The sequence below is a fragment of the Pantoea sp. GABEPS69 genome (assembly GCF_045780835.1).
GTDB lineage: Bacteria > Pseudomonadota > Gammaproteobacteria > Enterobacterales > Enterobacteriaceae > Pantoea > Pantoea septica.
On the sequence record NZ_CP118618.1, the window covers coordinates 1,447,805 to 1,471,108 of the forward strand.

Sequence of the window (23,304 nt, forward strand, 5' to 3'; positions counted from 1 at the left end):
AAAATTTTCGTCGCGCAGGCGCGTCTGCGCACAACCCGAACGGAGGAAAGATGCAGCTTAACCCTCAGGCCATACAGGATCTCAATCTTATTGCCGCCTGGCTGGCGCTGGACGATATGCCCGTCGAAGGCGACATTGAAGCGGATATGGCGATACTTGCCGGCCACGCCGTGCTGCCGAATATCGAGGGCGCGGTGGCGCTGGCGAAAAGGTTCGGGCTGCCCTTGCTGCTCAGCGGCGGCATCGGCCACGCCACCGGCGCGCTGGCGCAGGCGATGGCGCTGCATCCGCTCTATCGCGATATCGAGACGCGCGGCAAAAGCGAGGCGCAGATGCTGGCGGCGATTGCCCGCGTTTTCGGCGGCCTCGACGAAGAAGATTTGCTGCTGGAGGAGGCGTCGCGCAACTCCGGCGAAAACGCCGCCTTCAGCCAGCGCCTGCTCGATGCCCGCCAGCTGCGGCCGCAGCGCGTGGTGCTGATTCAGGATCCGCTGCTGCAGCGCCGCGCCGACGCCACCTTCCGCTGGCAGTGGCGCGAGCGCGACGACGCGCCTCGCTTTATCAACTGGCCGGTATTTATCCCGGTCGTGACGCTCGATTCCGGCATGGCGCGCATCACCGGCGCGCCGCCGCAGGGGCTGTGGTCGCTGGAGCGCTTCGTGCAGCTGCTGATGGGCGAAGTGCAGCGCCTGCGCAACGATGAACAGGGCTACGGCCCGCGCGGGGCCGGCTTTTTCGGCGAAGTCGAGATGCCCGACGCGGTAGACGCCGGCTGGCATCGCCTGATGCAGCTGCCCGCCGTGCAGGCGCGGCTGGCTGCCGGGCGCTAGTTAACGGCTCTTTAAATAGACCTGTAAATTGACGTTCACCGCGTTGAGCAGCGGCACGCTGACGCCGTTGCGCGCCGCGCGCTTCACCAGATCGCCGATCACCTGTTCCGCTTCGATATCAAAGCCCTGACATAAATCGCGATACATCGAGGAGGTCATCGGCGTGGCGGGATTGCTCAGCAGCTCGAGGATTTTCGCCGTCACCGCCGGCCGCGGCTGGTAGCCGTCGGCGGTAATGGTCGCCAGCACCTCGCTGAAGATGCCGCGCAGCAGCGCTTCGCCGCCCTCGGCGGTGAGCGCCTGCTGCGTATCGCCGCGCGCCAGACAGCAGACCGCGCCGAGCGTGCTCAGCAGCAGCCACTTCTCCCAGAGCTCGCCGATAATATTATCGGAAAAAATGGTGTCGACGCTGGCCGCGCGCAGCGCCTCGTCCACGCGCTGTAGCCGCGCGTCGTTACGGCCGTCCAGCGCGCCGTAATAGATCTGGTGCAGCGCCGTCATCCGTACCACTTCGCCCTGTTCGCCGAGCGTCGCGTTGATTTTTACCAGTCCGCCGATCACCTTATCGCCGAAGCGTTCGCGCAGCGTGTCGAAATGACGCATGCCGTTGAGGATCGGCATAATCAGCGTCTGTTCGCCCACGGCGGGCGCAATGTCTTCTATCGCCTGCGCCAGCGCAAAACTTTTCACCGTCAGGATAATCAGGTCGTAGGGACCGCGCAGCGATCCCGCCTGCGCCAGCTGCGGCTGAAGTTTCTCCACGCCCTGCGGCGTGCGCAGCACCAGGCCGTTTTCGCTAAGCTGCCTGAAGCGACGCTCGCGCACCAGAAAGGTAACGTCGCGTCCCGCCTGCGCCAGACGCGCGCCAAAATATCCGCCGGTTGCTCCGGCGCCTACGATAAGAATGCGCATGATCGATTTTCCCTTAGCCGTTGAGGCTCTTACCTTAAAACCTGACGGCGGCGGTTGCCAGCGTCGCGTTGCTCAGCGCCGCGCTATCGCCGCCAGCAGGGCGGGGAGCAGGCCGGGAAAGCGCTGATCCAGGCAGTCGCGGCGCAGCGAAATCAGATTTTCCCGCCCGACGGGCCGCTGCCAAATCACGCCGCTGTCGCGCAGCACGCGCCAGTGATGCGTCATGGTCGATTTGGCGATCTCGCCGCGCAGCGCGTTGCAGCTCTGCTCGCCGTGCTGCGCCAGCGTCTGGAGAATGGCGAGGCGAATCGGATTGCCGAGCGCAAACAGCACGTTCTCCAGTTTTATCTCGTGCGGCTGCGGATGATTTTCCAGCATGGTATTCCTGTTCTACGATCTATCAATTGCGCAATTATAGCTCAAACTGTTCGCATTTAGTCGTACAGTGAGCGTAAGCTGCTTTTCGACGGCGCGCAATCCTGCGCGCCGCGCCACAAGTCAACCGACTAAGGACGCATCATGCCCCGAACACTTCCCGTTGAGCGTTACCGCAACATCGGCATCTCCGCGCATATCGATGCCGGTAAAACCACCACGACCGAGCGCATCCTGTTTTACACCGGAATGAGCCACAAGCTGGGTGAAGTGCACGATGGCGCCGCAACGACCGACTGGATGGCGCAGGAGCAGGAGCGCGGCATCACCATTACCTCGGCGGCGGTGAGCTGCTTCTGGCCCGGCATGGACGGCAGCTTCGCGCCGCACCGCATCAATATTATCGACACGCCCGGCCACGTCGATTTCACCATCGAAGTCGAGCGGTCGATGCGCGTGCTGGACGGCGCGGTAATGGTGTATGACGCCGTCGGCGGCGTGCAGCCGCAGTCGGAAACGGTGTGGCGACAGGCGAATAAATATCACGTGCCGCGACTGGCGTTCGTCAACAAAATGGATCGCCAGGGCGCGGATTTCTTCCGCGTGGTGCAAATGATGAAAGATCGCCTCAGCGCCAATCCGGTGCCGATCGTTATCCCCATCGGCGCGGAGGAGCACTTCAGCGGCGTGGTCGATCTGCTGAAAATGCAGGCGATTTACTGGGACGAGGCGTCGCAGGGCATGACCTTTAGCTACGCGCCAATCCCCGACGCGCTGCTGGACGAGGCGAATGCCTGGCGCGAAAAAATGGTCTCGGCGGCGGCCGAAGCGAGCGATGAGCTAATGGAAGCCTGGCTGGAGAGCGGCGATCTGGTGCATGACCAGATTATCGCCGGCCTGCGGCAGCGCACGCTGCGCAACGAGATCCAGCCGATGCTGTGCGGCAGCGCCTTCAAAAACAAAGGGGTGCAGCGCATGCTGGATGCGGTGGTCGAGCTGATGCCGTCACCGGCCGATATTCCGGCGATCAAAGGCGTGGATGAGAACGGCAACGAGGCGGAGCGGCATCCGGGCGATGACGAGCCTTTCTCGGCGCTGGCGTTCAAGCTGATGAGCGATCCCTTCGTCGGCCAGCTGACCTTTGTGCGCGTCTATTCCGGCGTGCTGCGCAAAGGCGACAGCGTCTGGAACGCGGTCAAGGGCAAAAAAGAGCGTATCGGCCGCATCGTGCAGATGCACGCCAACGCGCGCCATGAAATAGAGGAGATCCGCGCCGGGGATATCGCCGCCTGCGTCGGGCTGAAAGAGGTCACCACCGGCGAAACGCTGTGCGATCCCCACGCCATCATCACGCTGGAGCGCATGGAGTTCCCGGAACCGGTGATTTCGCTGTCGATCGAGCCGAAAACCAAAGGCGATCAGGAGAAGATGAGCCTGGCCTTACAGCGGCTGGCGGCGGAAGATCCCTCGTTCCGGCTGCACACCGACGAGGAGTCCGGCCAGGCGATTATCTCCGGCATGGGCGAGCTGCATCTGGAGATCATCGTCGACCGCCTGAAGCGCGAGTTCGGCGTCGAGGCGAATATCGGCCGTCCGCAGGTGACCTACCGCGAAACGCTGCGCAAGGCGGCGCGCGACGTCGAGGGCAAGTTTGTGCGCCAGTCCGGCGGTAAAGGGCAATATGGCCACGTGGTGCTGACGCTGGAACCGCTGGAGCCGGGCGGCGGCTTTGTGTTCGAAGACGCCACCAAGGGCGGCGTGGTGCCGCGCGAATATATACCGTCAGTGGAGAAGGGCATCCGCGAGGCGCTGAACAGCGGCGTGATTGCCGGCTACCCGATCGTCGACCTGAAGGCGACGCTGACCTTCGGCTCCTATCACGACGTCGACTCCTCGGAGATGGCGTTCCGCATGGCGGCCATTCTCGGCTTCCGCGCCGCCGCGAAGCTGGCCGATCCGGTGCTGCTGGAGCCGGTGATGAAGGTAGAGGTCGAAACGCCGGAAGAGTATGCGGGCGGCATTATGGGCGATCTCTCGTCGCGTCGCGGACAGGTACAGGGCATGGATGAGCACTTTGGCGGTCGCATTATCCGCGCCGAAGTGCCGCTGGCGGAGATGTTCGGCTACTCCACGGCGCTGCGTTCGCTGACGCAGGGGCGTGCCACCTACAGCATGGAGTTCGCCCACTACGCGCATGCGCCGCGTCAGGTGGCGGACGCGGTGGTCGCCGCGCGTCACTAAGCGCGGGGCGCGTTACAGGGCCGTCACGCCGAGCGCGGCGGCCTGCGACTCCCAGCGCATTATCTCCTGATACGCGGCGCGCTCCGGCACGGTAAAACCGGTAATAAAGCTGGCGCGCGCCGCCTTCTCCTCGACAAACTGCGTCAGTACGCGGCGCAGCGTCGTCAGCGTCTCCTCATCCGTCTGCGCGGACGTAATCAGCGGCGGAGCGGGACAGAGCGGCGTTTCGCCGACGATCGCCAGCCCCGCCAGCTCGTGTGCGGCGTGTCGCCGCAGCAGCGCCCATGTCAAACAGTCAATCGCCGCAATATCCGCTTTCCCGGCGCGCAAATGCGCCAGCGACTGGCGGTGGCTGCCGCTGAAACGGGTCGCGCTAAAGAAGCGGCCCTGCTGCGCCAGCGGCGCAATCAGGTAGCGCAGCGCGTTATAGCCGGAGTGGGAATCGACGCTGTTGGCCACCGCGCGGCGGCCGCGAAAATCTACCAGCGCGCTGTTTTCATCTTCTTCGCGCGCCACCAGCCAGCTGCGGTAGCGCGCGCCGCGACAGCCCGGTGCGCTGAGTTCAAATGCGCCGACCAGCTGCACGTCTGGCAGCTGCGTCATCAGCGGATAGCCGCAGGTCTGGCTCAGCAGCAGATCGTCGGCGCGCCAGTGCGCCAGCAGATCCTCCGGCCATTCAACATCCGCCCGTAACGGCTGTGCCAGCCTGGCGGTCAGCGCCTGGGTGTGCGGACGATGGATGTCGTACATCGGTAGCGAAAGCCGTTTCATGCGAGAGATCCTGTTGCCAGCCCGGATGGGCGTTAACGTTAACGGGCGTGGTGGTGTAATCCCTGATCCATTCGCCGTAGCCTGCCGCGCGAAAGCCGCGGTTGCGCTGGTGATAATCGTCGCGCCACAGCAGATAGACCCTGCGCAGACCATACCACGGCAGGCCTGGCAGGTCGTGATGCACCGCGTGATAGTTGAGATTAAGAAACAACAGCCGCCACGCCCAGCCCGCTTCGTTGTTGACCGAGCGCGCCAGCGGATCGGCAGCAGCGCGGTGTTCATAGAAAGAGCGCACTTTGGTCAGCATCAGCGCGGGGTAGCTTACCGCCAGCGTAAACCAGAGCGGCGAGAAGCCCTGGCGCGCCATCCAGGCGAACAGCACGGCCAGCAGCGCCAGATGCACGATCCACATGGCGATTGCGCGCCCGTCAACACGGCAGATCGCCAGCAGCAGCGACTGAAGCGCCGCGTAAATATCCAGCAGCGGCCCCAGCAGCAACCGGCCGGGAAAGGTATTGCGCAGGTGGATCGCCCGGCGCTGCCAGGGCCGCAGCCGCGCCCAGCGCGCCGGTGACAGATACCAGGTTTCGGGATCGTCGTCGGGATCGGTCAGGCTGTGGTTGCGGTGGTGCGCCAGATGCGAATCGCGGTAAAGCCCGAAGGGATACCAGACCGCCAGCGGCAGCGTGCCAAACAGCTGGTTCAGGCGTGGAAAGCGCGTCGGGTGGCCGTGGATCAGCTCATGCTGCAGCGACAGATACCAGCTGGTAAACAGGATCAGCACACCCGTGGCGGGCCACAGGCCCAGTGTTTGCCAGTACGCCAGCGTGGCGAACCAGCCGCTGTAGATCGTCGCCATCAGCAGCCAGGTGGGCAGCTCGCTGCGCCACAGCCAGCTTTGTTTCCACTGCCGGATTTGCGCGCGCTGCTGCGCGTGAAGATAGTCGGATGAGCCTCTTGTCATAGCAACCTGCCGCAGGTGACCAAATTCAGCACAACATGCGCGAAGGCGGACAAAAAGAGAAAGATCCTGAGTGACTTACTTATGTCGAAAAACTTGATGATGCGGTTGAAAACTATTGGCTATCAGTGCGGACACGGCTGACGTAACCTTTGCCCATCGAATCTTATCTCTCACGCAGGGGCGAAACCTGCCCGCGAAAGGAACTGAATTATGAAAAATATTGGCTTCTTATCCTTCGGCCACTGGACGCCCTCTTCACAGTCCGCCACCCGCTCTGCGCAGGACGTGCTGCTGCAGTCCATCGATCTGGCGGTCGCCGCTGAAGAGCTGGGCGCGGACGGCGCTTACTTCCGCGTGCACCACTTCGCGCGTCAGCTCAGCTCGCCGTTCCCGCTGCTGGCGGCGGTCGGCGCGCGCACCAGCAAAATCGAAATTGGCACCGGCGTGATTGATATGCGCTACGAAAACCCGCTCTATATGGCGGAAGACGCCGGCGCGGCGGACCTGATCGCCAACGGCCGTCTGCAGCTCGGCATTAGCCGCGGCTCGCCGGAGCAGGTGGTGGAAGGCTATCGCTACTTCGGCTATGCGCCGCAGGAGGGCGAAACCGACGCCGATATGGGCCGTCGCCATACGGAAGCCTTTTTAGAGGTGCTGCGCGGCGAAGGTTTCGCCAAACCGAATCCGCAGCCGATGTTCCCGAACCCGCCGGGCCTGCTGCGCCTTGAGCCTTTCTCGGAAGGACTGCGCGAGCGCATCTGGTGGGGTTCCGGCTCCAACGCCACCGCCGAGTGGGCGGCGAAAATGGGCATGAACCTGCAAAGCTCTACCCTGAAGGATGACGAAACCGGCGAGCCGTTCCACGTTCAGCAGGCGAAACAGATCCGCGCCTATCGCGAAGCCTGGAAGGCGGCGGGGCACAAGCGCGAGCCGCGCGTATCGGTCAGCCGCAGCATCTTTGCGCTGGTGAACGATATGGACCGCGCCTACTTCGGCCGCAGCGGCCAGGAGCAGGATTCCGTCGGCTTCCTCGACGAGAAAACGCGCGCTATTTTCGGCCGCAGCTACGCGGCGGAGCCGGAAGCGCTGATCAAGCAGCTGGCGCAGGATGAAGCGATTGCCGAAGCGGACACGCTGTTGCTGACGGTGCCGAACCAGCTCGGCGTCGACTACAACGTGCACGTGATTGAAGCGATTCTAAAATATGTCGCGCCGGAGTTAGGCTGGCGCTAAGCGTGAAAACGGCGGCCGAGGCCGCCGTTTTTTTTGCATGGATTAACTCGTCTGTTGCGCTTTTTCCAGCTTGCGGCTGCCCGCCGCCCCGGCGCAGAACAGGGCAATCACCACCAGCGCCAGCACCGGCAGCATCGCCATGCGCAGCCCGGCATGCTCGCCGATAAAGCCGAGTCCCGGCGGTCCCACCAGAAAGGCCAGATAGCCGAGGGTCGCCGCGATGGTGACGCGAATCGCGCTGTTGTTGCCGTCGCCTGCCGCGGAGACCGTGAGCGGAAAACCGAGCGCCGCGCCGATGCCCCAGAAGAGCACGGCGGCCGCAGCCAGCCATGAATTATCGGAGAAGATCACCAGCATCAGGCCGAACGCGGCGGAGAAGGCGCTGACGCGCAGCATCCAGACGCGGCCGATGCGATCGACCACATAGCCGCCGAGGAAACGGCCCAGCGTCATGCCCGCGGTGAAACCGGCATAGACCAGCGTGCCCTGCGTGTGGCTCAGGTTATGGCCATCGATCATCAGCAGCGGCAGCCAGTCGTTGGCGGAGCCTTCCGCCAGCGCCATCGCCAGGATCACCACGCCGAGGATCAGCAGCTGGCGATCGCGCAGCTCATGGCGTACCTGCGCGATAAAGCCGCCGCTGTGCGTCTGTTCGCTGCGTTCGCCATCGCTGGTCGCTGGCAGGTGGCGCAGCGCCACGGCGGCGATCAGCACATCCGCCAGCAGCACGGCGGCAAAATGAAGGCTGGTGCTGATATCCGCGGCGGTCATCGCCAGCCCGGCCAGCGCGCCCGCCAGCGTGCCGAGGCTGAAAAAGCCGTGAATAATGGTCATGACAGAGCGGCCCAGCGCCCGTTCGAACGCGGCGCCCTCGACGTTGATCACCACATCCATCAGCGCCGTGCCGCCCCCCAGCAGCGTCAGGCTGGCAAAGACGCCCAGCGCGCTCGCTATCGTCAGGCTGAGCGCCATCAGCACCAGCCCGATCAGCAGCACTACCATGCCGTAGCGCATCACCCGCTGCGTGCCGAGCTGGGCGATCAGCTTGCCGGCCAGCAGCACGCCGAGCATCGATCCGCAGGAGAAGCCGAACAGAATCATGCCCATCAGTTCGGTTGAGGCGTCGAGCGTATCGCGCATAAAGGGCGTGCGGCTGACCCAGGAAGCCCAGGTAAAGCCGGGAATAAACATCAGACCGAAAATGGCCCACTTGCCGCGAGCCTGTTGTTGAGGCGTCATCACGACTCCTGTTTGTCGTACGGATGTACGAGAGAATAATACAAAAATGGCGCGGCGCGAGCGAACAGGTGAAATATTATTCTCGAATCGGGTCCGCTATTTTTCGCACCGCGCGCAGAATGGCGTCGCGGCTCATCGGCGCGTCGTTGAGCAGGTTATGGATGGTTAAGCCCTCAATCAGCGCATCCAGCGCGCAGGCGGTCTCCATAGGAAAGCAGAGGTGCAGCGATGCCCGGCTGCGCGACATCCACAGCTGCAGCAGCTGGCGAAACGCCTCTTTGCGCGCCGCCAGCGAGTAAAGCTCGAAACTCAGGATCAGATGACGCTGGCTGGCCCAGACGTCGCCGCAGATCAAATCCACTACCGCTTCGCAGGCGTCCGCGCATTCGGTCGCGCTCTGCATGCGCTGGCGGAACGCCTGGGAGATGGTATCGACCATATAGCTGAAGGCGCCCATCAGCAGCAGATCGGTTTGCGGAAAGTGATAGGTGAGGGTGCCGGGCGACAGGCCCGCCTGATCGGCTACCCGTCGATAGGTGGTGCCGCGCACGCCTTCGTTGATTATCACCGTCAGCGTCGCGTCCAGAATGTCGGTTTTAATATCCCGTGTAACGGCCATCAACTGCTCTCATTTCTCTGACGTAAACAGGGTAAGGATAACCGCTCGGCGGCGACAAAGCATGCGGCGCGGGCGGGATTCGGCTGGGCAGCACGCGCCACTCCGGTTATGATTTCGCCCTATACGATATCGACGGCAGCCAGCGGCAGGGAGGCACTATCAGCTGCATAAGGATCAAGGTCGGCAGCAGGGAGCGCAGCCGTGAAGAGTAACACCCCGCGTCACGCCTTTCACTACGCGCCGTTCCGCCATCTCTTTTTCGCCCGCACGCTGACGGTGCTGGGCAACAGCGTCGCGCCGGTGGCGCTCGCCTTTGCGGTGCTCGACATGGGCGGGTCCGCCGCCGACCTCGGCGTTGTGGTCGCCGCTCGCTCGCTGTTCAACGTCCTCTTTCTGCTGTTTGGCGGCGTGCTGGCGGATCGCTACTCGCGTAATCGGGTGCTGCTGCTCTCGTCGCTTGTTGCCGCGCTCTCTCAGAGCTGCGTCGCGTGGCTGGTGCTCGAGCAGGCCGCCACCCTGATCACCCTGGCGATGCTGAGCGCCGTTAACGGCGCGGCCGCAGGCATCGCGCTGCCCGCCTCATCGGCGCTGGTGCCGCAAACCGTGCCGGCGCCAAGGCTGCGCCAGGCGAACGCCTTTATTCAGTCAGGGGTTTATGGCGGCACCATTATCGGCGCCTCGCTGGGCGGCATACTTACCAGCTCGCTGGGCGCTGGCTGGGGGCTGGCGGTGGATGCGCTGGGCTTCGCGCTGGCCGCGCCGCTCTATTACGCGGTGCGCACCGGCTCGCAGGCGGCGGTATCTGCCGCGTCGCTCTGGCAGGATCTGCGCGACGGCTGGCGAGAATTCACCGCCCGCAGCTGGGTCTGGGCGGTGGTGGCGCAGTTCGCCGTGGTTAACGCCGCTTTTACCGGCATGGTGATGGTGCTGGGACCGGTTATCGCTGACGGCGCCTTTGGCCGCGCCCGCTGGGGCGTGATGATCGCGGCGCAAAGCGTCGGGCTGATTATCGGCTCCGGCATCGCGCTGCGCTGGCGTCCGCGCCGCGCCATGTTTACCGGCGTGATGCTGGTAGCGCTCTGTGCTTTTCCCATGCTGCTGCTGGCGGGCGGCGCGTCGGCTGGCTGGCTGATGGGGGCATTCTGCATCGCCGGAATGGGGTTCGGCCAGTTCGGTGTCATCTGGGCGCAGGCGCTGCAAACCCATATTCCGCGCGATCGGCTGGCGCGGGTATACGCTTACGACGCGATGGGGTCCTTTATCACCATTCCGCTGGGCGAGCTGGCCGCCGGGCCGCTGGCGATGCGCTTCGGCAACCAGACGGTGCTGCTGAGCTGCGCTGCGGCGGTGCTGGCGGCGACGCTGGCGGCCTGTCTGGTGCCGGGGATCAGAAAGCTGCGGCAGGCTGAGTAGCGAGGCGGGCTGTCGGGACGATAAATGCAAAAAGCCCGCTCAGGTTTCCCTGAGCGGGCTTCTCTAAATATGGCTCCTCTGACTGGACTCGAACCAGTGACATACGGATTAACAGTCCGCCGTTCTACCGACTGAACTACAGAGGAATCGCTTGAACGGGGCGCATATTATCGACCCGCATCGGCCATGTCAAAGCCCTTTTTCACAAAAACGTTCAACTGCTGAAATAAACGCCACAGGCCGATGCGCCGGTAAAAAAGCTCACGCCTGACAAATGAAAATTATTTTTCCCCAAAATGACGAATGAAAAAAACAGCCTGTTGCGGCATGTGCTTCACTCTACCTGAATCTACCGGATGCTCCCTTAAGATAAAGATTTCAAAGCGGCTCACACTTCTCCTCTCTGCCATTTGCCTGGGTTTATTTCGAAACGTATATTCCGTAAAAAATCAATTATGAAACAAGAGGGCAGTCGATGAACAGAGTCAGAATCGGCATGATCGGCAGCGGCTATATCGGACGCTGCCACGCTATCGCCTACGCACAGGCGCCGACGGTTTTTCCGCTAAAGGGCGAAATCGTGCGCGAGATGCTGGCGGAGGTCAATTCTGTGCTGGCGGAGAAGCAGGCGGCCGCCTTTGGCTTTGCGCGTTCAACCGGCGACTGGCGCGAGCTGGTGCGCGACCCGGCGATTGACGTGGTGGATATCTGCGCGCCCAACTTCCTGCATAAAGAGATGGCGCTGGAGGCGATTCGCCACGGCAAGCATGTCTATTCGGAAAAGCCGCTGTCGCTCTCGGTGGCCGACGCAGAGGAGATGGTGCAGGCGGCCCAGGCAGCCGGGGTGAAAACTCTGGTGGGCTTTAACTATATGAAGAACCCCACCAGCCAGCTGGCAAAAGAGATTATCGCGCGCGGCGAGATCGGCGAGGTGGTGCATTTCTACGGCACCCACAACGAAGATTATCTGGCGAAGCCGGAGACGCCGCTCGACTGGCACTGCCAGAAAGCGCTGGCGGGCCTCGGCGCGCTGGGCGATCTGGCGGCGCATATCGTCAACATGGCGCACTATCTGGTGGGCGACATCGAAGAGGTGAGCGGCGACATGATGACGGTGATCAAAACGCGTCCCGACGCGAAAGATCCCAGCCGCCAGTTGCCGGTAGAGAATGAAGATCAGGCGAGTGCGCTGCTGCGCTTTCGCAACGGCGCGCACGGCGTGATTGAAACCTCGCGCATCGCCTGCGGCAGCAAAATGGGACTGACCTATGTCGTCACCGGCACCAAAGGTACGCTGCGCTACAGCCAGGAGCGCATGGCGGAGCTGGAGCTCTATCTGCATGATGAACCGGCGGGGCGTCAGGGTTTTAAAACCATTCTGACCGGTCCGGCGCATCCCGACTACGCCAACTTCTGCGTCTCGGCCGGGCACGGCATCGGTTTTAACGATCAGAAAACGGTGGAAATTCGCGACCTGGTTAACGGCATCGCGGCGGGCGATCGTCTGTGGCCCGATTTTGCCGAAGGCTTGCAGGTGCAGAAGGTGCTGGAGGCGATTGCGGTCTCCGCCGCCGAGCGGCGCTGGCAGGCGGTTTAGCGGAGCAGCGCGCGGCCTGTAGCCGCGCGCCCAATCATTAACCTGCGGCTTTCTCCCACCACAGTTTATCCAGCGCATAGTAGCGGTCGCGTTCGCTCTCTGGCTGTTGCAAATCGCGCTTCCACGGCTTCGCCAGAATAAAGTGCAGGTTCTTCACCTCGCTCTCTTTCCACATCCGGCTGTGCTGAAACGGCAGGGTTTTCAGCGCGTTGTAGATATAGGAGAGCGGCAGCCAGCGTCCGTGAAACGCCTCGTTCAGCAAATCCTGTTCCGAGAAGGGATAAGCTTTCAGGTCCACAATCGCGGCAACGCGGTCCGCCAGCTGTTCGAAGACCTCACTGTCCGGCGTGAGCACCAGAAAACCGCCGTTAAGGTAGTTATCCAGCAGAACAGGCGCAGGCTCGCCGCGATCCTGCCAGGTATAGTGACAGTTTTCCGGCTGCCAGCTGGCGGGATAAGAGGCGATCTGGTTAGGGTTGCAGCGGCAGGCGTGACAGGCCGCCAGCAGGTTGTCGCCGAGATCGAGCGTAAACAGCTCATCCATATTTTGCAGCACCAGCATATCGGCATCGAGGAACACCACCCGTGCGTAGTCGGTCAGCTGCCAGGCGCGCAGCTTGGTCCAGACTTCGCCGAACTGCGCCGAGGCGTAGTGCTGTTCCAGCGCGCTGTTGGGATAGATCGGATCGACCGGCTGCACTACGCAGCCCTCTGCCTGTAACGCTGCGCAATCCGCCTGCGGGATCGCATCGGTGGTCATCACCACCAGCGGCCAGCGCGTGCCGCTCTGCTTTAGCGAACGGTGCAGCGCCTTAACGCCCACCAGATAATCGGACTGCGTCAGCAGCGTAACCCATGCAAACATGGTTCTCTCCCTGTAAAAGTCAGTCAAAAAGCGCGGTCAGATAATCGTTGCTGAAGCGGCGCTGCGGATCCAGTTCGCGGCACAGCGTGCGGAAGTCGTCCCAGTGCGGGTAAACGTCGCGCCAGGCGTAGCGTCCGGCATCGTAATATTTGCCCCAGTGCGGGCGTCCGCCTTCTTCCGCCAGCAGCTTCTCTACCTCGGTAAGAAAGTGCAGGCCATCCTGCGACAGCGAACCGTCGTCGGCGTAATAGACCACAAAGCCGAAGAAGCAGGTCGGCTCGCCGTAGGCCGGGCTGAGCCAGGCTTCCGATGCGCCGGTACAGCGCAGGATGATCGGGTAGTGCATATGCGGCCGGTCTGCGGCATACCAGCGTTTGATTTTGCTGATAACGGCAGGGGTACGCGAAAGGGGAACGCCGATTTCGACGTTAATCTGCGGTACCGCAATGCCGCGGCAGAACAGCTGATAGATGTCGCCGGTAACGTCGGTAAAGTCGCGAAAGCGCGTCACGGTGCGGAACTGTTTCCCGCCTTTGCCGTGGATCTGCGTGTCGCGATGCATCTGCTCCAGCGTCTGGTCGATAGTGCTGTTCAGGCTGTCGTCGCCCTGGTCGGCGTGCTTCACTACCTGGCGGCCGTTAGCCTGCCACTCGGCGGTTTCCTGCGCGCTCGCTTCGTTCGCGTTCCAGACGTGCATCAGATTATCGTCGACAAACCACCAGGCTTTGCTCAGCGCGTACTCGCTGTTCCAGCGCAGCAGATCCTGCTCAAGATTATCCGCCGACACGGCGTTTTTATGGCAGGTGTAAATGCGGAAGGGCTGAGTGCGCAGCGTGACGGCGGTAACGATGCCGAGCGCGCCGAGCGTCACCTGCGCGGCGGGAAAGTCCGGCTCGCCGCGCGTAAACTCGCGGATCGATCCGTCGGCCAGCACCATACGAATGCGCAGCGCTTCGTCCGCCAGCGAGCTTTGTTGCAGGCCCTGGCCGTGGGTGCCGGTCGCCATCGCGCCCGCCAACTTCTGTACCGCAATCACGCCGGGCGAGGCGGCCAGCATGCGGTCCAGCGCGGTAAGCTGAATATAGAGATCGTTGAGCGTGGTGCCCGCGCCGACGGTGACGCTCTGCTCATCCTGCGCCAGCAGGCCGGAAAGGGCGCTGATATCCACCAGCAGGTCATCCTCTTCGACATTCAGCATGCGGCCCGGCGACAGGCGGCTGCCGACCACGCGCACGCGGCCCTGGGTATTGCGCAGCAGCTGCTGTAACTCCGCCTCGCTGCGCGGTTGGTGTAACTGCTGGCGGCTGCCAACCCGGGCGTTTTGCGCCCAGTTCCATAGCGCGTCGTCTTCGGCGCTGAGGGTGGTGTTGCGTAGAGGATAACGTTCGGCGTCTCTGCTCACGACTGCGTTCCTGTGTTGAGATCGGTAAATTGGCGTCAGTTAAGCGTAGCCCATCACAGCGTTGTCGCTTCCCTTAACCCGTTTTACGGATGTAGCGCAGCGTTGCCGTTACCGCCAGCTGGCGATTGCGGCGGACGCTCTCCTCTTCGCTGTTGTCGGGGCTAAAAAGGGCGTTGAAGGTGTAGCGGTTAGAGACGTGATGCACGCAGATACTGCTGATCAGGCGGTGCACGTCGATGGTTTCGACCTCGCGAATAAACACGCCCTGCTGCTGGCCGCGCGCCAGAATATCGTCCAGCACGTCGAGCGCGCTGCGGTTCAGCGCCTTGATGCGCGGCGACTGCGAGATATAGCGGCCGCGCAGCAGGTTTTCAGTGCAGACCAGCCGCATAAAGTCGGGGTGAGAGACGTGGTAGTCGAAGCTGGCCTCCACCAGCTTGCTCATCGCCAGTTCCGGCTCCATCGCCGCCAGGTTCAGGCCAGTCTCATGCTGGCGGATCGCCTGGTAGACCTGCTCCAGCACCTCAATATAGAGCTTCTCTTTGTTGCCGAAGTGATAAACCACCATGCGTTTGGTGGTTTGCGCGTTTTCGGCGATCTGCTCCAGACGCGCGCCCTGCATGCCGAACTCGGCGAAGGTAGTCAGGGCGCCGGCGAGAATGCGTTTTTTCAGCCCTTCAGGGTCGTTTTTTCGTTTTGGTGTGGTGTCCGACATAGCGCTCAGTAACAAAGAAAATCCAGCCAGCATGGTATCACAGCCCGTCGGATCGGTCTGGCGACGCGAACGGCTGCCTGTTTATATTCATTTCAGGAATAGCATTCCCGTAAAAATCATAATGTGGATATAAGCAACTGCGTATACTGCGGCTAACTGTCGTTGCGACGGTTAACTTTGACTCCCGCGATTATAACTTTCAGGAAACACCTTATGCACACTTACGCGGTACAGGCTAAAAATAAATTTTTTACTCTCACCACAGCGGCGCTGCTGCTGCTGGCGGGCGCGGCGCTGGCGCCGATTTCAGCGGCCTGGGCCGCCGATAAAACCGCAATCAAGGTCGGCATTATGAGCGGCGAAGATGAAGATGTCTGGCGCGAAGTGGCGAAGCAGGCCGCGGCAAAAGGGCTAACGGTAAAAACCGTGGTATTTAACGACTATAACCAGCCGAACGAGGCGCTGCAGAACGGTGAAGTCGATGCGAACGCCTTCCAGCATCAGCCCTTCCTCAACAATCAGATTAAGGTTAACCACTACGACATCGTGCGCGTCGGCGACACCGCCGTCTGGCCGATCGGCCTATACTCCAAAAAGGTCAAATCCGCAGCCGATCTGAAAGAGGGCGCGGTCATCGGCGTGCCGAACGATCCCTCCAACGAGGCGCGCGGCCTGGTGCTGCTTGAGCAGCAGGGCGTGATCAAACTGCGCGCAGGCGCAGGTATCGCCGCCACCACGGCCGATATCACCGACAACCCGCGCCACATTGAGATCAAAGAGCTGGACTCCGGCATTATCGGCCGCTCGGTGCCCGATCTCGACGCGGCGGTGGTAAATACCGACTGGGCGCTGAAAAGCGGCCTGACCACAGCAGACCGCATTGCGCAGGAGCCGGTGAAAGATAACCCCTACAACAACTTTATCGCGGTGAAAAAAGAGAGCGTCGACGCGCCCTGGGTAAAAACCCTGGTCGCCTCCTACCAGAACGACGCGGTGAAGAAGGTGTTTGATCAGGTCTACAAAGGCACCGGCCTGACCGCCTGGTAAGGATAGCGAGCATGACGGTATTTTCAGAGACAGTCGCTCCGCTCAGCGCGGTAGTGCGCGGCGTGGCCGAGGAGGCGGAGGAGATTGCCGCGAGCGGCGATAGCGTGGTGCGCCTGCAAAAGGTGTCGCGCCGCTTCGGCGCGACCCAGGCGCTAAAGGGCGTATCGCTCAGGGTACGCAGGGGCGAGATCCTCGGCATTATCGGCCGCAGCGGCGCGGGTAAATCGACGCTGATCCGCTGCCTTAACGGGCTGGAGCAGCCTGACGAGGGCGAAATTGAGATTGAGGGGCAGCGGATTACCGGCCTGTCGGAGAAGCAGCTGCAAAAAGTCCGCAGCCGCGTCGGCATGGTGTTTCAGCACTTCAATCTGCTGTCGGCGAAAACCGTGGCGCAGAACGTGGCGCTGCCGCTGAAGATTGCCGGCATGGCGAAAGCCCAGCGCGCCCGGCGCGTCGCGGAACTGCTGGAGCTGGTGGGGCTGTCCGATAAGGCGCAGCACTACCCGGCGGCGCTCTCGGGCGGCCAGAAGCAGCGCGTCGGCATCGCCCGCGCGCTGGCGGCCAGCCCGGCGCTGCTGCTGTGCGACGAGGCGACCTCGGCGCTCGATCCGGAAACCACGCGTTCGATCCTCGCGCTGCTGAAATCGCTGAATCAGCGGCTCGGCATCACTATTTTGCTGATCACCCATGAGATGGAGGTGATTAAGTCAGTGGCGCATCGCGTGGCGGTCATCGACGCCGGTGAGATTATCGAGCAGGGGCCGGTGTGGCAGGTGTTCGCGCATCCGCAGGCGCAGCTAACGCGCACGCTGCTGCGCGGGCTGCTGCCGCAGCTGCCCGACAACATCGCCGCGCGCCTGAGCCAGCAAAAACAGGGCGAGGTGATCTACAACGTGCACTTCGCCGGGCAGGAGGCGCAGGGCGAGCTGCTGACGCGTTTCGCCTGCGCCTTGCCCGGCGCGTTTCGCCTGATTCAGGGCGGCGTCGACCATATTCAGCACTACGCGGTGGTGCGCTTCTTTATTGCCATTCCGGCCAGCAACAGCGCCGATGAGCAACGGGTTCTCGCCTGGCTGCAGCAGCAGCAGGCTCAGGTAGAAAAGGTGGGTTATGTCGCCAGTGATGATTGATCTGCTGCTCAATGCGCTATGGGAAACGCTGATCATGACGGCGATCTCCGGGCTTTTTTCGCTGCTCGCCGGACTGCCGCTCGGCCTGATTCTGGTGATGACCAGCCCGGGCGGCATCGCCGAACATCGCGGCGTCAACCGCGTGCTCGGCCTGATTATCAACGGTTTCCGCTCGCTGCCTTTTATTATTCTGCTGGTGGCGCTGATCCCCTTTACCCGCTTTCTGGTCGGCACCTCGCTCGGCACCTGGGCGGCGATCGTGCCGTTATCCATTACCGCCACGCCCTATTTTGCGCGCGTGGCGGAGGTGTCGCTGCGCGACGTCGATCGCGGTCTGATCGACGCGGTGCGCGCCATGGGCGCCAGCAAGCTGCGCATCGTCTGGGACGTGCTCATCCCCGAAGCGCTGCCGGGCATTCTGGCCGGCTTCGTGGTGACGCTGATCGGCGCGTCGGCGATGGCGGGTGCGATTGGCGCGGGCGGACTGGGCGACCTGGCGATTCGCTACGGCTATCAGCGCTTCGATACCGCGGTAATGGTGGCAGTGATCGCGGTGCTGATCGTGCTGGTGTGCGGCATTCAGTGGCTGGGCGACCGGCTGGTGGCGCGCATTGATAAACGGCACTAGCGCGCTTGTGCTTTTTCCCGTAAAGGTAGCGCGACAGCGTGAACCTGTCACTGCGCCGTATTCTGCTTATCTCTTCCCGCCGCTTATCTGAACGGCGGGCCTGCCTTGTTCTCTTACGCTCTCTCTGGCTAAGTTTTGCGGCCTGAATCACTGTGCGTTGAACCGTTGCAGTTTTGAGTAGTGAAAGCCTGGAATGTGCCTTCCAGTTGCTTAAAAGACGTATAATTTGCCCATTTCGTTACAACATACTCATAGCTATTGCTTTACACCTAAGTGACCGCGCCAGTGTGCTTGCTGCAATAGTGGTTCTGCGGGAATGAGGACAGGCGTTCTGCTGCGCCGGATATAACACCGGCAATGAAAAACGGTTTTACGATGAGATGATCCCTCTCGCCAGCGTCAGGGCAATCGACAGCGACGGGACGCTGCTGTTAACAAAGCTACACCGCCTCCGCCGCCGTAACGATCGGTCACATTGCGCTGATTGCGGCGTTGTTCACCAATGCACCTCCATCAGGGGTGCTGAAATCCAGACGACCTCGCGCAGTTGGTTGCTCTGGTGAATATAGAGCTGTTCAGTACTGAATTTTCCTGTATTAAAGTCACAGTGTTGATGATAGACCTCTCTGGCCTGTTCAATTATTTTTTCTTTGAAAATAGCATACATGTTGTCATCCTTAGCTAGGTAAAGTCGTTATGCGTGCAGCACAATAATCAGCAGTCTATCGCTGCTGATATGTTCTTATATGTGGTGATTTATTTATAGAGCGGGAGGTTTCCGGTCAGCTTGGTGATTTTCTTTTTTGGACCAATGATGCCAATAGCCACCAGCTCAATGTTTTCACTTTTTACCGAGGAAATTTTTTCCCCGTATTCATCATAGGTTTTGCACGACTGTGCCAGGGCGCTAAACGGCATCACGTAAATCTCCTCGTCGCTTTCCGCACTCACCTGTATTTCACGCAAAGAGTGACCTGACGCCAGCAAAACCGGAAGCGGTGCGTAAATCACGCCTGGAAAATTAATATCGTCCAGGCTTTGCATATCAGGTCCAACAAGATTTTCAACGGTACGGCCGAAACTAATACCTATAACGCTTGCGGCATTCATAGCAAGGCCCGCGGGGAGATCTTTATCAATAATAATCGTACAGCGATGTTGGCTTGCATCAAATTTCATCATTTATCCTCAATAGCACAGGGATTATTTCAACCGGAAACGGGAAGTTCATTTAACACTGAGAGCAAACCACTGTTTAGCGTGAAATCGCTGGGAAGCTCTATATCAACAACTTTCCAGTCCGCAATATATTTCCATTTCGCTAGCCCGTTCTGATGATCGGGGTGGATAATATAGGCATTCAGATCCGATCGGTTTTCAAACAGGCCAATCACCACGAAATCCGCTGCAATATCGCGCTTAGTGGTATTACTGCCGCAGCTCCATCCTTTAATTTCATCAATGTGATGAGGGTGAGCACGCGTGGCTCTTTCAGCAACTATGGCTTCCAGAGATGACCAGCTTCATGGGTTCCTTAACGTAAACATGACGATGTGCATTAACATAGGGTCAGTTCTGTCCTTGTGCTGCTGCCTTAAATCATTAGAAAGTTGAATGTATTATGCATTAGCAAAAGAGGAAATTGTTGCCTATATCATTTACTCAACGCGGATTGTCCGGTAAAAATTCCCCTTTATTGCTTTTAATGAGAAAGGAATTTCCTTCTATGGCCCTCAGCCTGACAGATATGAATATCCTGAAAATTTTACAGGACGATGCGCGCGTCACGAATCAGGAACTGGCGGAGAAGATAAACCTTTCAGCGTCTCCCTGCTGGCGTAAAGTGCGCAAGCTTGAGGAAGATGAAGTGATTCAGGGCTACCGCGCCGTTCTTGACCGTAAAAAAATCGGGCTGGGTGTGATGGTTTTCGTTCGGGTTGCTATCGACAGCCATAGTGAAGCGGAGGCGAGAAAGTTTGAAGAAGAGGTCACCGCGCTGGAGGATGTTGTGGCCTGCTATAGCATCGGGGGGGACGCCGATTTCCTGCTGCAGGTGGTGGCATCGGATCTCGACTCCTATGCCGATTTCGCTATGTCAGTAGTGCGCAGACTGCCGGGAATTAAAGAGATGCAGAGTATGTTTGTGCTTAAAGAGATCAAGCCTCTCGTGACTTATCCCATAAAGAAGACAGCGGAGTAAGCTGTAAGCCGCCGGCGTAAGGCAGAGACGTAACGCTTATCAGGCATCCAGACGAACAAAAGCCCGCTCAGGTTTCCCTGAGCGGGCTTTTTGAATTTGGCTCCTCTGACTGGACTCGAACCAGTGACATACGGATTAACAGTCCGCCGTTCTACCGACTGAACTACAGAGGAATTGTTGGAACGGGGCGAATATTAACGATGCCGTTCCTGCTTGTCAAAGCACGATTTCACTTTTCCCAACCGAACGCTCGCAAAAGCAGCGGTTTGCCGCTTTTTCAACAGATTCGGCGAGATTTCAAACTGCCGACAGGATCTCACTTTAAACGCATTTCCCGGCAGATGTTAGATGCGTGTCAAAGTTTTGTTATTTGCCGATGTTAAAACAACTGTTTCAGTGCTTTTATGATAAAAATTTCAAAACCAGTGTTAATGGAACAAACAAACTGCTTATTATCACCAGCGGAATCACTCCGTAAAAGTGGAACAGGATTTTAAAATTATTCCCTGTATAAACAAGTGATTGTAAAAAGGAGGGGTTGGTCACAAAAAAGCGCGATGCCCAGCACTCACCTCTGTAAACAGACCTGAAACCGCCAGCAATGTTGAGTGAATGTAAAAGATATTTTTCATTCGCGGTATCAGCGGCGTCGGCAAGTTAACGACAATAAGGGTTACTCATGAACATCAAAAAAACGCTCGCTGTCACACTGTTAGCCTGCATGTTGCCTGCCGCCGCGATGGCGAAAGATCTCTCCGTCGGCGTATCGATGGCGTTGTTCGACGACAACTTCCTCACCATTCTGCGTACCGCAATGCAAAAAGAGATGCAGAAAGAGGGCGTTAAGGGACAGCTGGAAGACGCCAAAGGGGATGTTTCGCAGCAGCTGCAGCAGGTACAGAACTTTATCGGCCAGGGCGTCGACGCCATCATCGTCAATCCGGTGGATACCAACGCCGTCAAACCCATCATGGATCAGGCTACCAAAGCCGGCATTCCGCTGATCTTCGTTAACCGTCGTCCTCAGGCGGAGCTGACCGACAAAATGGCCTATGTGGGATCGGACTCCGAACTGGCGGGTCGCCTGCAGATGGAGGCGCTGGCCAAGGCGATGAACGGCAAAGGCAACGTCGCTATTCTGATGGGCGATCTCGCTAACGAATCGACGCGCGACCGCACCAAAGGCGTCGAAGCGGTGGTCGCTAAATATCCCGGCATCAAAGTGGTGCAGAAGCAGACCGCCAAATTTATGCGTAACGACGCGGTAGACGTGGTGAGCAACTGGCTGACCGCAGGCGACGATATCCAGGCCATCGCCTCCAACAACGATGAAATGGCGATCGGCGCGCTGCAGGCGCTGGGCAAAAACCCCAACCATATCCTGATCGCCGGCGTGGACGGCACCCCTGACGCGCTGCAAATGCTGAAGAACGGCAAGATGGTCGCGACGGTATTCCAGGACGCACGCGGACAGGGCGAAGGCGCGGTGCAGGCGGCCGTTAAGCTGGCGAAGGGCGAAAAAGTGCAGAAGATTATCGATATCCCTTATCAGCTGATCACCAAAGACAATATGCAGCAGTTCGTGAACCGTAATCAGAAATAACCGATCCCGACTCAGCCGTACGGAGGTGATGTATGACCGCTTTTGCGCTTGAAGCCGAAGGCATCAGCAAGTTCTTTCCCGGTGTGAAGGCACTCGATAACGTTTCGCTGCGCGTGCGTCCGGGATCGGTTCATGCCTTGATGGGCGAAAATGGCGCGGGCAAATCCACTTTAATGAAGTGCCTGATCGGGATGTACCGTCCCGATCGGGGCACCATCCGCATTAAAGGGGAGCCGGTGCAGTTTCAGGACACCATGGACGCCTTGCGTTCCGGCATTTCCATGATCCACCAGGAGCTTAATCTGGTGCCCTACATGACCGTCGCCGAGAACATCTGGCTGGGACGGGAGCCGATGAAGTACGGCTTTGTCGATCACGGCAAGCTCAACCAGCAGACGCAGACGCTGCTCAACCAGCTCAATATTCGCCTCAAGGCTGACCGGCTGGTGGGCGAGTTAAGTATCGCCGCGCAGCAGATGGTGGAGATCGCCAAAGCGGTCTCGTGGAACGCCGACATCGTGATTATGGATGAGCCCACCTCCGCCCTGACCGAAAGCGAAGTGGCGCATCTTTTCACTATCATTCGCGACCTGCGCGCACAGGGCAAAGCCATCATCTATATCAGCCACAAAATGGATGAAATCTTCGCCATTACCGATGAGATCAGCATTTTCCGCGACGGCAGCTGGGTCGGCAGCAACCACACCGCGCAGTTTACTCGTCAGTCGCTGATCACCCAGATGGTAGGGCGCGAACTGACCCAGCTCTTTCCCAAATTCAACAACGCCATCGGCGAAGAGGTGCTGACGGTACGCGGCCTTACCAGTAAAGATCGCTTCCATGACGTCAGCTTCAGCCTGCGGCGCGGCGAAATTCTCGGCGTCGCCGGCCTGGTCGGCGCCGGGCGCAGCGAAGTGATGGAAAGTTTATTCGGCATGGAGAGCATCGACAGCGGCGAGGTGCTGATTGACGGCGTGCCGGTCACTATCGATTCGCCTTCAACGGCGATTGAAAAGGGCATGGCGTTTTTAACCGAGGATCGCAAAAAGTCGGGGCTGTTTCTCGTGCTGTCGGTGATGGAGAACATGAGCATCGTCAACATGCCCGAGTACAGCGGCAAGAGCGGCTTCGTCAGCCACGTCAAGATGGCGCAGGACTGCATGGAGCAGATCCGGCGGCTGAATATCAAAACGCCGACCATGGATCAGATCATCAACAATCTGAGCGGCGGCAACCAGCAGAAGGTGCTGATTGCCCGCTGGCTGCTGGCGCAACCCAAAATTCTTATCCTCGACGAGCCGACGCGCGGTATCGACGTCGGCGCGAAAGCGGAAATCTACCGTTTGATCTCTGAGCTGGCCAACCGCGGCGTGGCCATCATCATGGTGTCGTCGGAACTGCCGGAAATTCTCGGCATGAGCGACCGCGTGATGGTGATGCATCAGGGACGGATTACCGGCATCCTCGATAAAGAAGAGGCCGATCAGGAAACCATTTTGTCGCTGGCATCCGAGTGAGGC

Annotated in this window: 23 protein-coding genes and 2 tRNA genes; 11 read left to right on the forward strand and 14 right to left on the reverse strand. The window is 60.1% G+C overall.

Annotation, left to right across the window (positions count from 1 at the left end; all coding sequences use genetic code 11):
• Positions 1-50 precede the first annotated feature (50 nt).
• Positions 51-830, forward strand: a complete 780-nt coding sequence (locus PVE98_RS06860) for an ElyC/SanA/YdcF family protein (RefSeq protein ID WP_096073437.1) — start codon at positions 51-53, stop codon at positions 828-830.
• On the opposite strand, the gene PVE98_RS06865 is transcribed toward PVE98_RS06860, so the two are convergent.
• Both PVE98_RS06865 and PVE98_RS06870 read right to left on the reverse strand, forming a co-directional pair.
• A complete protein-coding gene (locus PVE98_RS06865; protein ID WP_033750048.1) occupies positions 831-1,742 on the reverse strand; it encodes a ketopantoate reductase family protein in 912 nt (303 codons plus the stop codon).
• 72 nt (positions 1,743-1,814) lie between these two features.
• Positions 1,815-2,120: a helix-turn-helix transcriptional regulator gene (locus PVE98_RS06870; RefSeq protein ID WP_033750046.1), complete on the reverse strand. Its 306-nt coding sequence runs from the start codon at positions 2,118-2,120 to the stop codon at positions 1,815-1,817.
• A 141-nt stretch (positions 2,121-2,261) separates the two neighbouring features.
• Here PVE98_RS06870 and fusA point away from each other — a divergent pair, with 141 nt between their 5' ends.
• Entirely contained in the window at positions 2,262-4,358 is a 2,097-nt protein-coding gene (gene fusA / locus PVE98_RS06875) for an elongation factor G (RefSeq protein ID WP_096073436.1), read from the forward strand.
• Between the two features lie 12 nt (positions 4,359-4,370).
• Here the strand turns inward: fusA and PVE98_RS06880 are convergent, their stop codons facing one another.
• Together PVE98_RS06880 and PVE98_RS06885 are read right to left on the reverse strand one after the other, a co-directional pair.
• Positions 4,371-5,129: a phosphate/phosphite/phosphonate ABC transporter substrate-binding protein gene (locus tag PVE98_RS06880; protein ID WP_096073435.1), complete on the reverse strand. Its 759-nt coding sequence runs from the start codon at positions 5,127-5,129 to the stop codon at positions 4,371-4,373.
• Positions 5,035-6,093 carry a fatty acid desaturase gene (locus tag PVE98_RS06885; RefSeq protein ID WP_033750038.1) on the reverse strand — a complete coding sequence of 353 codons (1,059 nt, stop codon included), beginning with the start codon at positions 6,091-6,093 and terminating at the stop codon, positions 5,035-5,037. The genes PVE98_RS06880 and PVE98_RS06885 overlap by 95 nt, the downstream gene beginning before the upstream one ends.
• A gap of 210 nt (positions 6,094-6,303) precedes the next feature.
• Here PVE98_RS06885 and PVE98_RS06890 point away from each other — a divergent pair, with 210 nt between their 5' ends.
• Positions 6,304-7,326 (forward strand): LLM class flavin-dependent oxidoreductase, encoded by a 1,023-nt coding sequence (locus PVE98_RS06890; RefSeq protein WP_096073434.1) that lies wholly within the window; start codon positions 6,304-6,306, stop codon positions 7,324-7,326.
• A 42-nt stretch (positions 7,327-7,368) separates the two neighbouring features.
• Here the strand turns inward: PVE98_RS06890 and PVE98_RS06895 are convergent, their stop codons facing one another.
• Together PVE98_RS06895 and PVE98_RS06900 are read right to left on the reverse strand one after the other, a co-directional pair.
• On the reverse strand, positions 7,369-8,565 hold the full coding sequence (locus tag PVE98_RS06895) for an MFS transporter (protein ID WP_096073433.1): 1,197 nt from the start codon (positions 8,563-8,565) through the stop codon (positions 7,369-7,371).
• Positions 8,566-8,641: 76 nt separating this feature from the next.
• Positions 8,642-9,184 carry a TetR/AcrR family transcriptional regulator gene (locus PVE98_RS06900; protein ID WP_033750028.1) on the reverse strand — a complete coding sequence of 181 codons (543 nt, stop codon included), beginning with the start codon at positions 9,182-9,184 and terminating at the stop codon, positions 8,642-8,644.
• Between the two features lie 201 nt (positions 9,185-9,385).
• Between PVE98_RS06900 and PVE98_RS06905 the strand changes: the two genes are divergently transcribed.
• Complete coding sequence (locus PVE98_RS06905; RefSeq protein ID WP_096073432.1) at positions 9,386-10,597, forward strand: MFS transporter; 1,212 nt, start codon at positions 9,386-9,388, stop codon at positions 10,595-10,597.
• Positions 10,598-10,667: 70 nt separating this feature from the next.
• On the opposite strand, the gene PVE98_RS06910 is transcribed toward PVE98_RS06905, so the two are convergent.
• A tRNA-Asn gene (locus tag PVE98_RS06910) sits at positions 10,668-10,743 on the reverse strand.
• A 329-nt stretch (positions 10,744-11,072) separates the two neighbouring features.
• On the opposite strand from PVE98_RS06910, the gene PVE98_RS06915 reads away from it, so the two are divergent.
• Complete coding sequence (locus PVE98_RS06915; protein WP_096073431.1) at positions 11,073-12,194, forward strand: Gfo/Idh/MocA family protein; 1,122 nt, start codon at positions 11,073-11,075, stop codon at positions 12,192-12,194.
• Positions 12,195-12,231: 37 nt separating this feature from the next.
• On the opposite strand, the gene PVE98_RS06920 is transcribed toward PVE98_RS06915, so the two are convergent.
• From PVE98_RS06920 to PVE98_RS06930, 3 genes are all read right to left on the reverse strand, one after another.
• Positions 12,232-13,059: a glycosyltransferase family 8 protein gene (locus PVE98_RS06920; RefSeq protein ID WP_096073430.1), complete on the reverse strand. Its 828-nt coding sequence runs from the start codon at positions 13,057-13,059 to the stop codon at positions 12,232-12,234.
• Positions 13,060-13,078: 19 nt separating this feature from the next.
• Positions 13,079-14,461, reverse strand: a complete 1,383-nt coding sequence (locus PVE98_RS06925; RefSeq protein WP_096073429.1) for a D-arabinono-1,4-lactone oxidase — start codon at positions 14,459-14,461, stop codon at positions 13,079-13,081.
• Between the two features lie 73 nt (positions 14,462-14,534).
• On the reverse strand, positions 14,535-15,176 hold the full coding sequence (locus PVE98_RS06930) for a TetR family transcriptional regulator (RefSeq protein ID WP_033750734.1): 642 nt from the start codon (positions 15,174-15,176) through the stop codon (positions 14,535-14,537).
• 213 nt (positions 15,177-15,389) lie between these two features.
• Between PVE98_RS06930 and PVE98_RS06935 the strand changes: the two genes are divergently transcribed.
• The 3 genes from PVE98_RS06935 to PVE98_RS06945 are packed head-to-tail and all read left to right on the forward strand — an operon-like array spanning position 15,390 to position 17,981.
• Complete coding sequence (locus tag PVE98_RS06935; RefSeq protein WP_096073428.1) at positions 15,390-16,223, forward strand: MetQ/NlpA family ABC transporter substrate-binding protein; 834 nt, start codon at positions 15,390-15,392, stop codon at positions 16,221-16,223.
• 11 nt (positions 16,224-16,234) lie between these two features.
• Positions 16,235-17,353 (forward strand): methionine ABC transporter ATP-binding protein, encoded by a 1,119-nt coding sequence (locus PVE98_RS06940; protein ID WP_096073427.1) that lies wholly within the window; start codon positions 16,235-16,237, stop codon positions 17,351-17,353.
• Entirely contained in the window at positions 17,334-17,981 is a 648-nt protein-coding gene (locus PVE98_RS06945; RefSeq protein ID WP_407568556.1) for a methionine ABC transporter permease, read from the forward strand. The genes PVE98_RS06940 and PVE98_RS06945 overlap by 20 nt, the downstream gene beginning before the upstream one ends.
• A 496-nt stretch (positions 17,982-18,477) precedes the next feature.
• On the opposite strand, the gene PVE98_RS06950 is transcribed toward PVE98_RS06945, so the two are convergent.
• From PVE98_RS06950 to PVE98_RS06960, 3 genes are all read right to left on the reverse strand, one after another.
• On the reverse strand, positions 18,478-18,648 hold the full coding sequence (locus tag PVE98_RS06950) for a hypothetical protein (RefSeq protein WP_187143648.1): 171 nt from the start codon (positions 18,646-18,648) through the stop codon (positions 18,478-18,480).
• 89 nt (positions 18,649-18,737) lie between these two features.
• Positions 18,738-19,160, reverse strand: a complete 423-nt coding sequence (locus tag PVE98_RS06955; protein WP_033749990.1) for a DUF2000 domain-containing protein — start codon at positions 19,158-19,160, stop codon at positions 18,738-18,740.
• A gap of 29 nt (positions 19,161-19,189) precedes the next feature.
• Positions 19,190-19,492 carry a Dabb family protein gene (locus PVE98_RS06960; protein ID WP_313620904.1) on the reverse strand — a complete coding sequence of 101 codons (303 nt, stop codon included), beginning with the start codon at positions 19,490-19,492 and terminating at the stop codon, positions 19,190-19,192.
• 215 nt (positions 19,493-19,707) lie between these two features.
• Here PVE98_RS06960 and PVE98_RS06965 point away from each other — a divergent pair, with 215 nt between their 5' ends.
• Positions 19,708-20,181, forward strand: coding sequence for an Lrp/AsnC family transcriptional regulator (locus PVE98_RS06965; RefSeq protein WP_096073425.1), 474 nt, complete (start codon positions 19,708-19,710; stop codon positions 20,179-20,181).
• Positions 20,182-20,278: 97 nt separating this feature from the next.
• Here PVE98_RS06965 and PVE98_RS06970 read toward each other — a convergent pair.
• Positions 20,279-20,354 (reverse strand) — tRNA-Asn (locus PVE98_RS06970).
• Between the two features lie 506 nt (positions 20,355-20,860).
• On the opposite strand from PVE98_RS06970, the gene PVE98_RS06975 reads away from it, so the two are divergent.
• Together PVE98_RS06975 and PVE98_RS06980 are read left to right on the forward strand one after the other, a co-directional pair.
• On the forward strand, positions 20,861-21,784 hold the full coding sequence (locus PVE98_RS06975; protein WP_033749982.1) for a sugar ABC transporter substrate-binding protein: 924 nt from the start codon (positions 20,861-20,863) through the stop codon (positions 21,782-21,784).
• 32 nt (positions 21,785-21,816) lie between these two features.
• Complete coding sequence (locus tag PVE98_RS06980; protein ID WP_033749979.1) at positions 21,817-23,301, forward strand: sugar ABC transporter ATP-binding protein; 1,485 nt, start codon at positions 21,817-21,819, stop codon at positions 23,299-23,301.
• Positions 23,302-23,304: the final 3 nt, after the last annotated feature.

What these genes read in the sequence shown, in the direction of transcription:
- PVE98_RS06920 (WP_096073430.1), bottom strand. Translation starts at nt 13,059, where the DNA reads ATGTTTGCATGGGTTACGCTGCTGACGCAGTCCGATTATCTGGTGGGC.
- PVE98_RS06900 (WP_033750028.1), bottom strand. Translation starts at nt 9,184, where the DNA reads ATGGCCGTTACACGGGATATTAAAACCGACATTCTGGACGCGACGCTG.
- PVE98_RS06860 (WP_096073437.1), top strand. Translation starts at nt 51, where the DNA reads ATGCAGCTTAACCCTCAGGCCATACAGGATCTCAATCTTATTGCCGCC.
- PVE98_RS06865 (WP_033750048.1), bottom strand. Translation starts at nt 1,742, where the DNA reads ATGCGCATTCTTATCGTAGGCGCCGGAGCAACCGGCGGATATTTTGGC.
- PVE98_RS06885 (WP_033750038.1), bottom strand. Translation starts at nt 6,093, where the DNA reads ATGACAAGAGGCTCATCCGACTATCTTCACGCGCAGCAGCGCGCGCAA.
- PVE98_RS06930 (WP_033750734.1), bottom strand. Translation starts at nt 15,176, where the DNA reads ATGTCGGACACCACACCAAAACGAAAAAACGACCCTGAAGGGCTGAAA.
- PVE98_RS06935 (WP_096073428.1), top strand. Translation starts at nt 15,390, where the DNA reads ATGCACACTTACGCGGTACAGGCTAAAAATAAATTTTTTACTCTCACC.
- PVE98_RS06940 (WP_096073427.1), top strand. Translation starts at nt 16,235, where the DNA reads ATGACGGTATTTTCAGAGACAGTCGCTCCGCTCAGCGCGGTAGTGCGC.
- PVE98_RS06980 (WP_033749979.1), top strand. Translation starts at nt 21,817, where the DNA reads ATGACCGCTTTTGCGCTTGAAGCCGAAGGCATCAGCAAGTTCTTTCCC.
- PVE98_RS06945 (WP_407568556.1), top strand. Translation starts at nt 17,334, where the DNA reads ATGTCGCCAGTGATGATTGATCTGCTGCTCAATGCGCTATGGGAAACG.
- PVE98_RS06915 (WP_096073431.1), top strand. Translation starts at nt 11,073, where the DNA reads ATGAACAGAGTCAGAATCGGCATGATCGGCAGCGGCTATATCGGACGC.
- PVE98_RS06890 (WP_096073434.1), top strand. Translation starts at nt 6,304, where the DNA reads ATGAAAAATATTGGCTTCTTATCCTTCGGCCACTGGACGCCCTCTTCA.
- fusA (WP_096073436.1), top strand. Translation starts at nt 2,262, where the DNA reads ATGCCCCGAACACTTCCCGTTGAGCGTTACCGCAACATCGGCATCTCC.
- PVE98_RS06870 (WP_033750046.1), bottom strand. Translation starts at nt 2,120, where the DNA reads ATGCTGGAAAATCATCCGCAGCCGCACGAGATAAAACTGGAGAACGTG.
- PVE98_RS06950 (WP_187143648.1), bottom strand. Translation starts at nt 18,648, where the DNA reads ATGTATGCTATTTTCAAAGAAAAAATAATTGAACAGGCCAGAGAGGTC.
- PVE98_RS06975 (WP_033749982.1), top strand. Translation starts at nt 20,861, where the DNA reads ATGAACATCAAAAAAACGCTCGCTGTCACACTGTTAGCCTGCATGTTG.
- PVE98_RS06965 (WP_096073425.1), top strand. Translation starts at nt 19,708, where the DNA reads ATGGCCCTCAGCCTGACAGATATGAATATCCTGAAAATTTTACAGGAC.
- PVE98_RS06880 (WP_096073435.1), bottom strand. Translation starts at nt 5,129, where the DNA reads ATGAAACGGCTTTCGCTACCGATGTACGACATCCATCGTCCGCACACC.
- PVE98_RS06895 (WP_096073433.1), bottom strand. Translation starts at nt 8,565, where the DNA reads ATGACGCCTCAACAACAGGCTCGCGGCAAGTGGGCCATTTTCGGTCTG.
- PVE98_RS06955 (WP_033749990.1), bottom strand. Translation starts at nt 19,160, where the DNA reads ATGAAATTTGATGCAAGCCAACATCGCTGTACGATTATTATTGATAAA.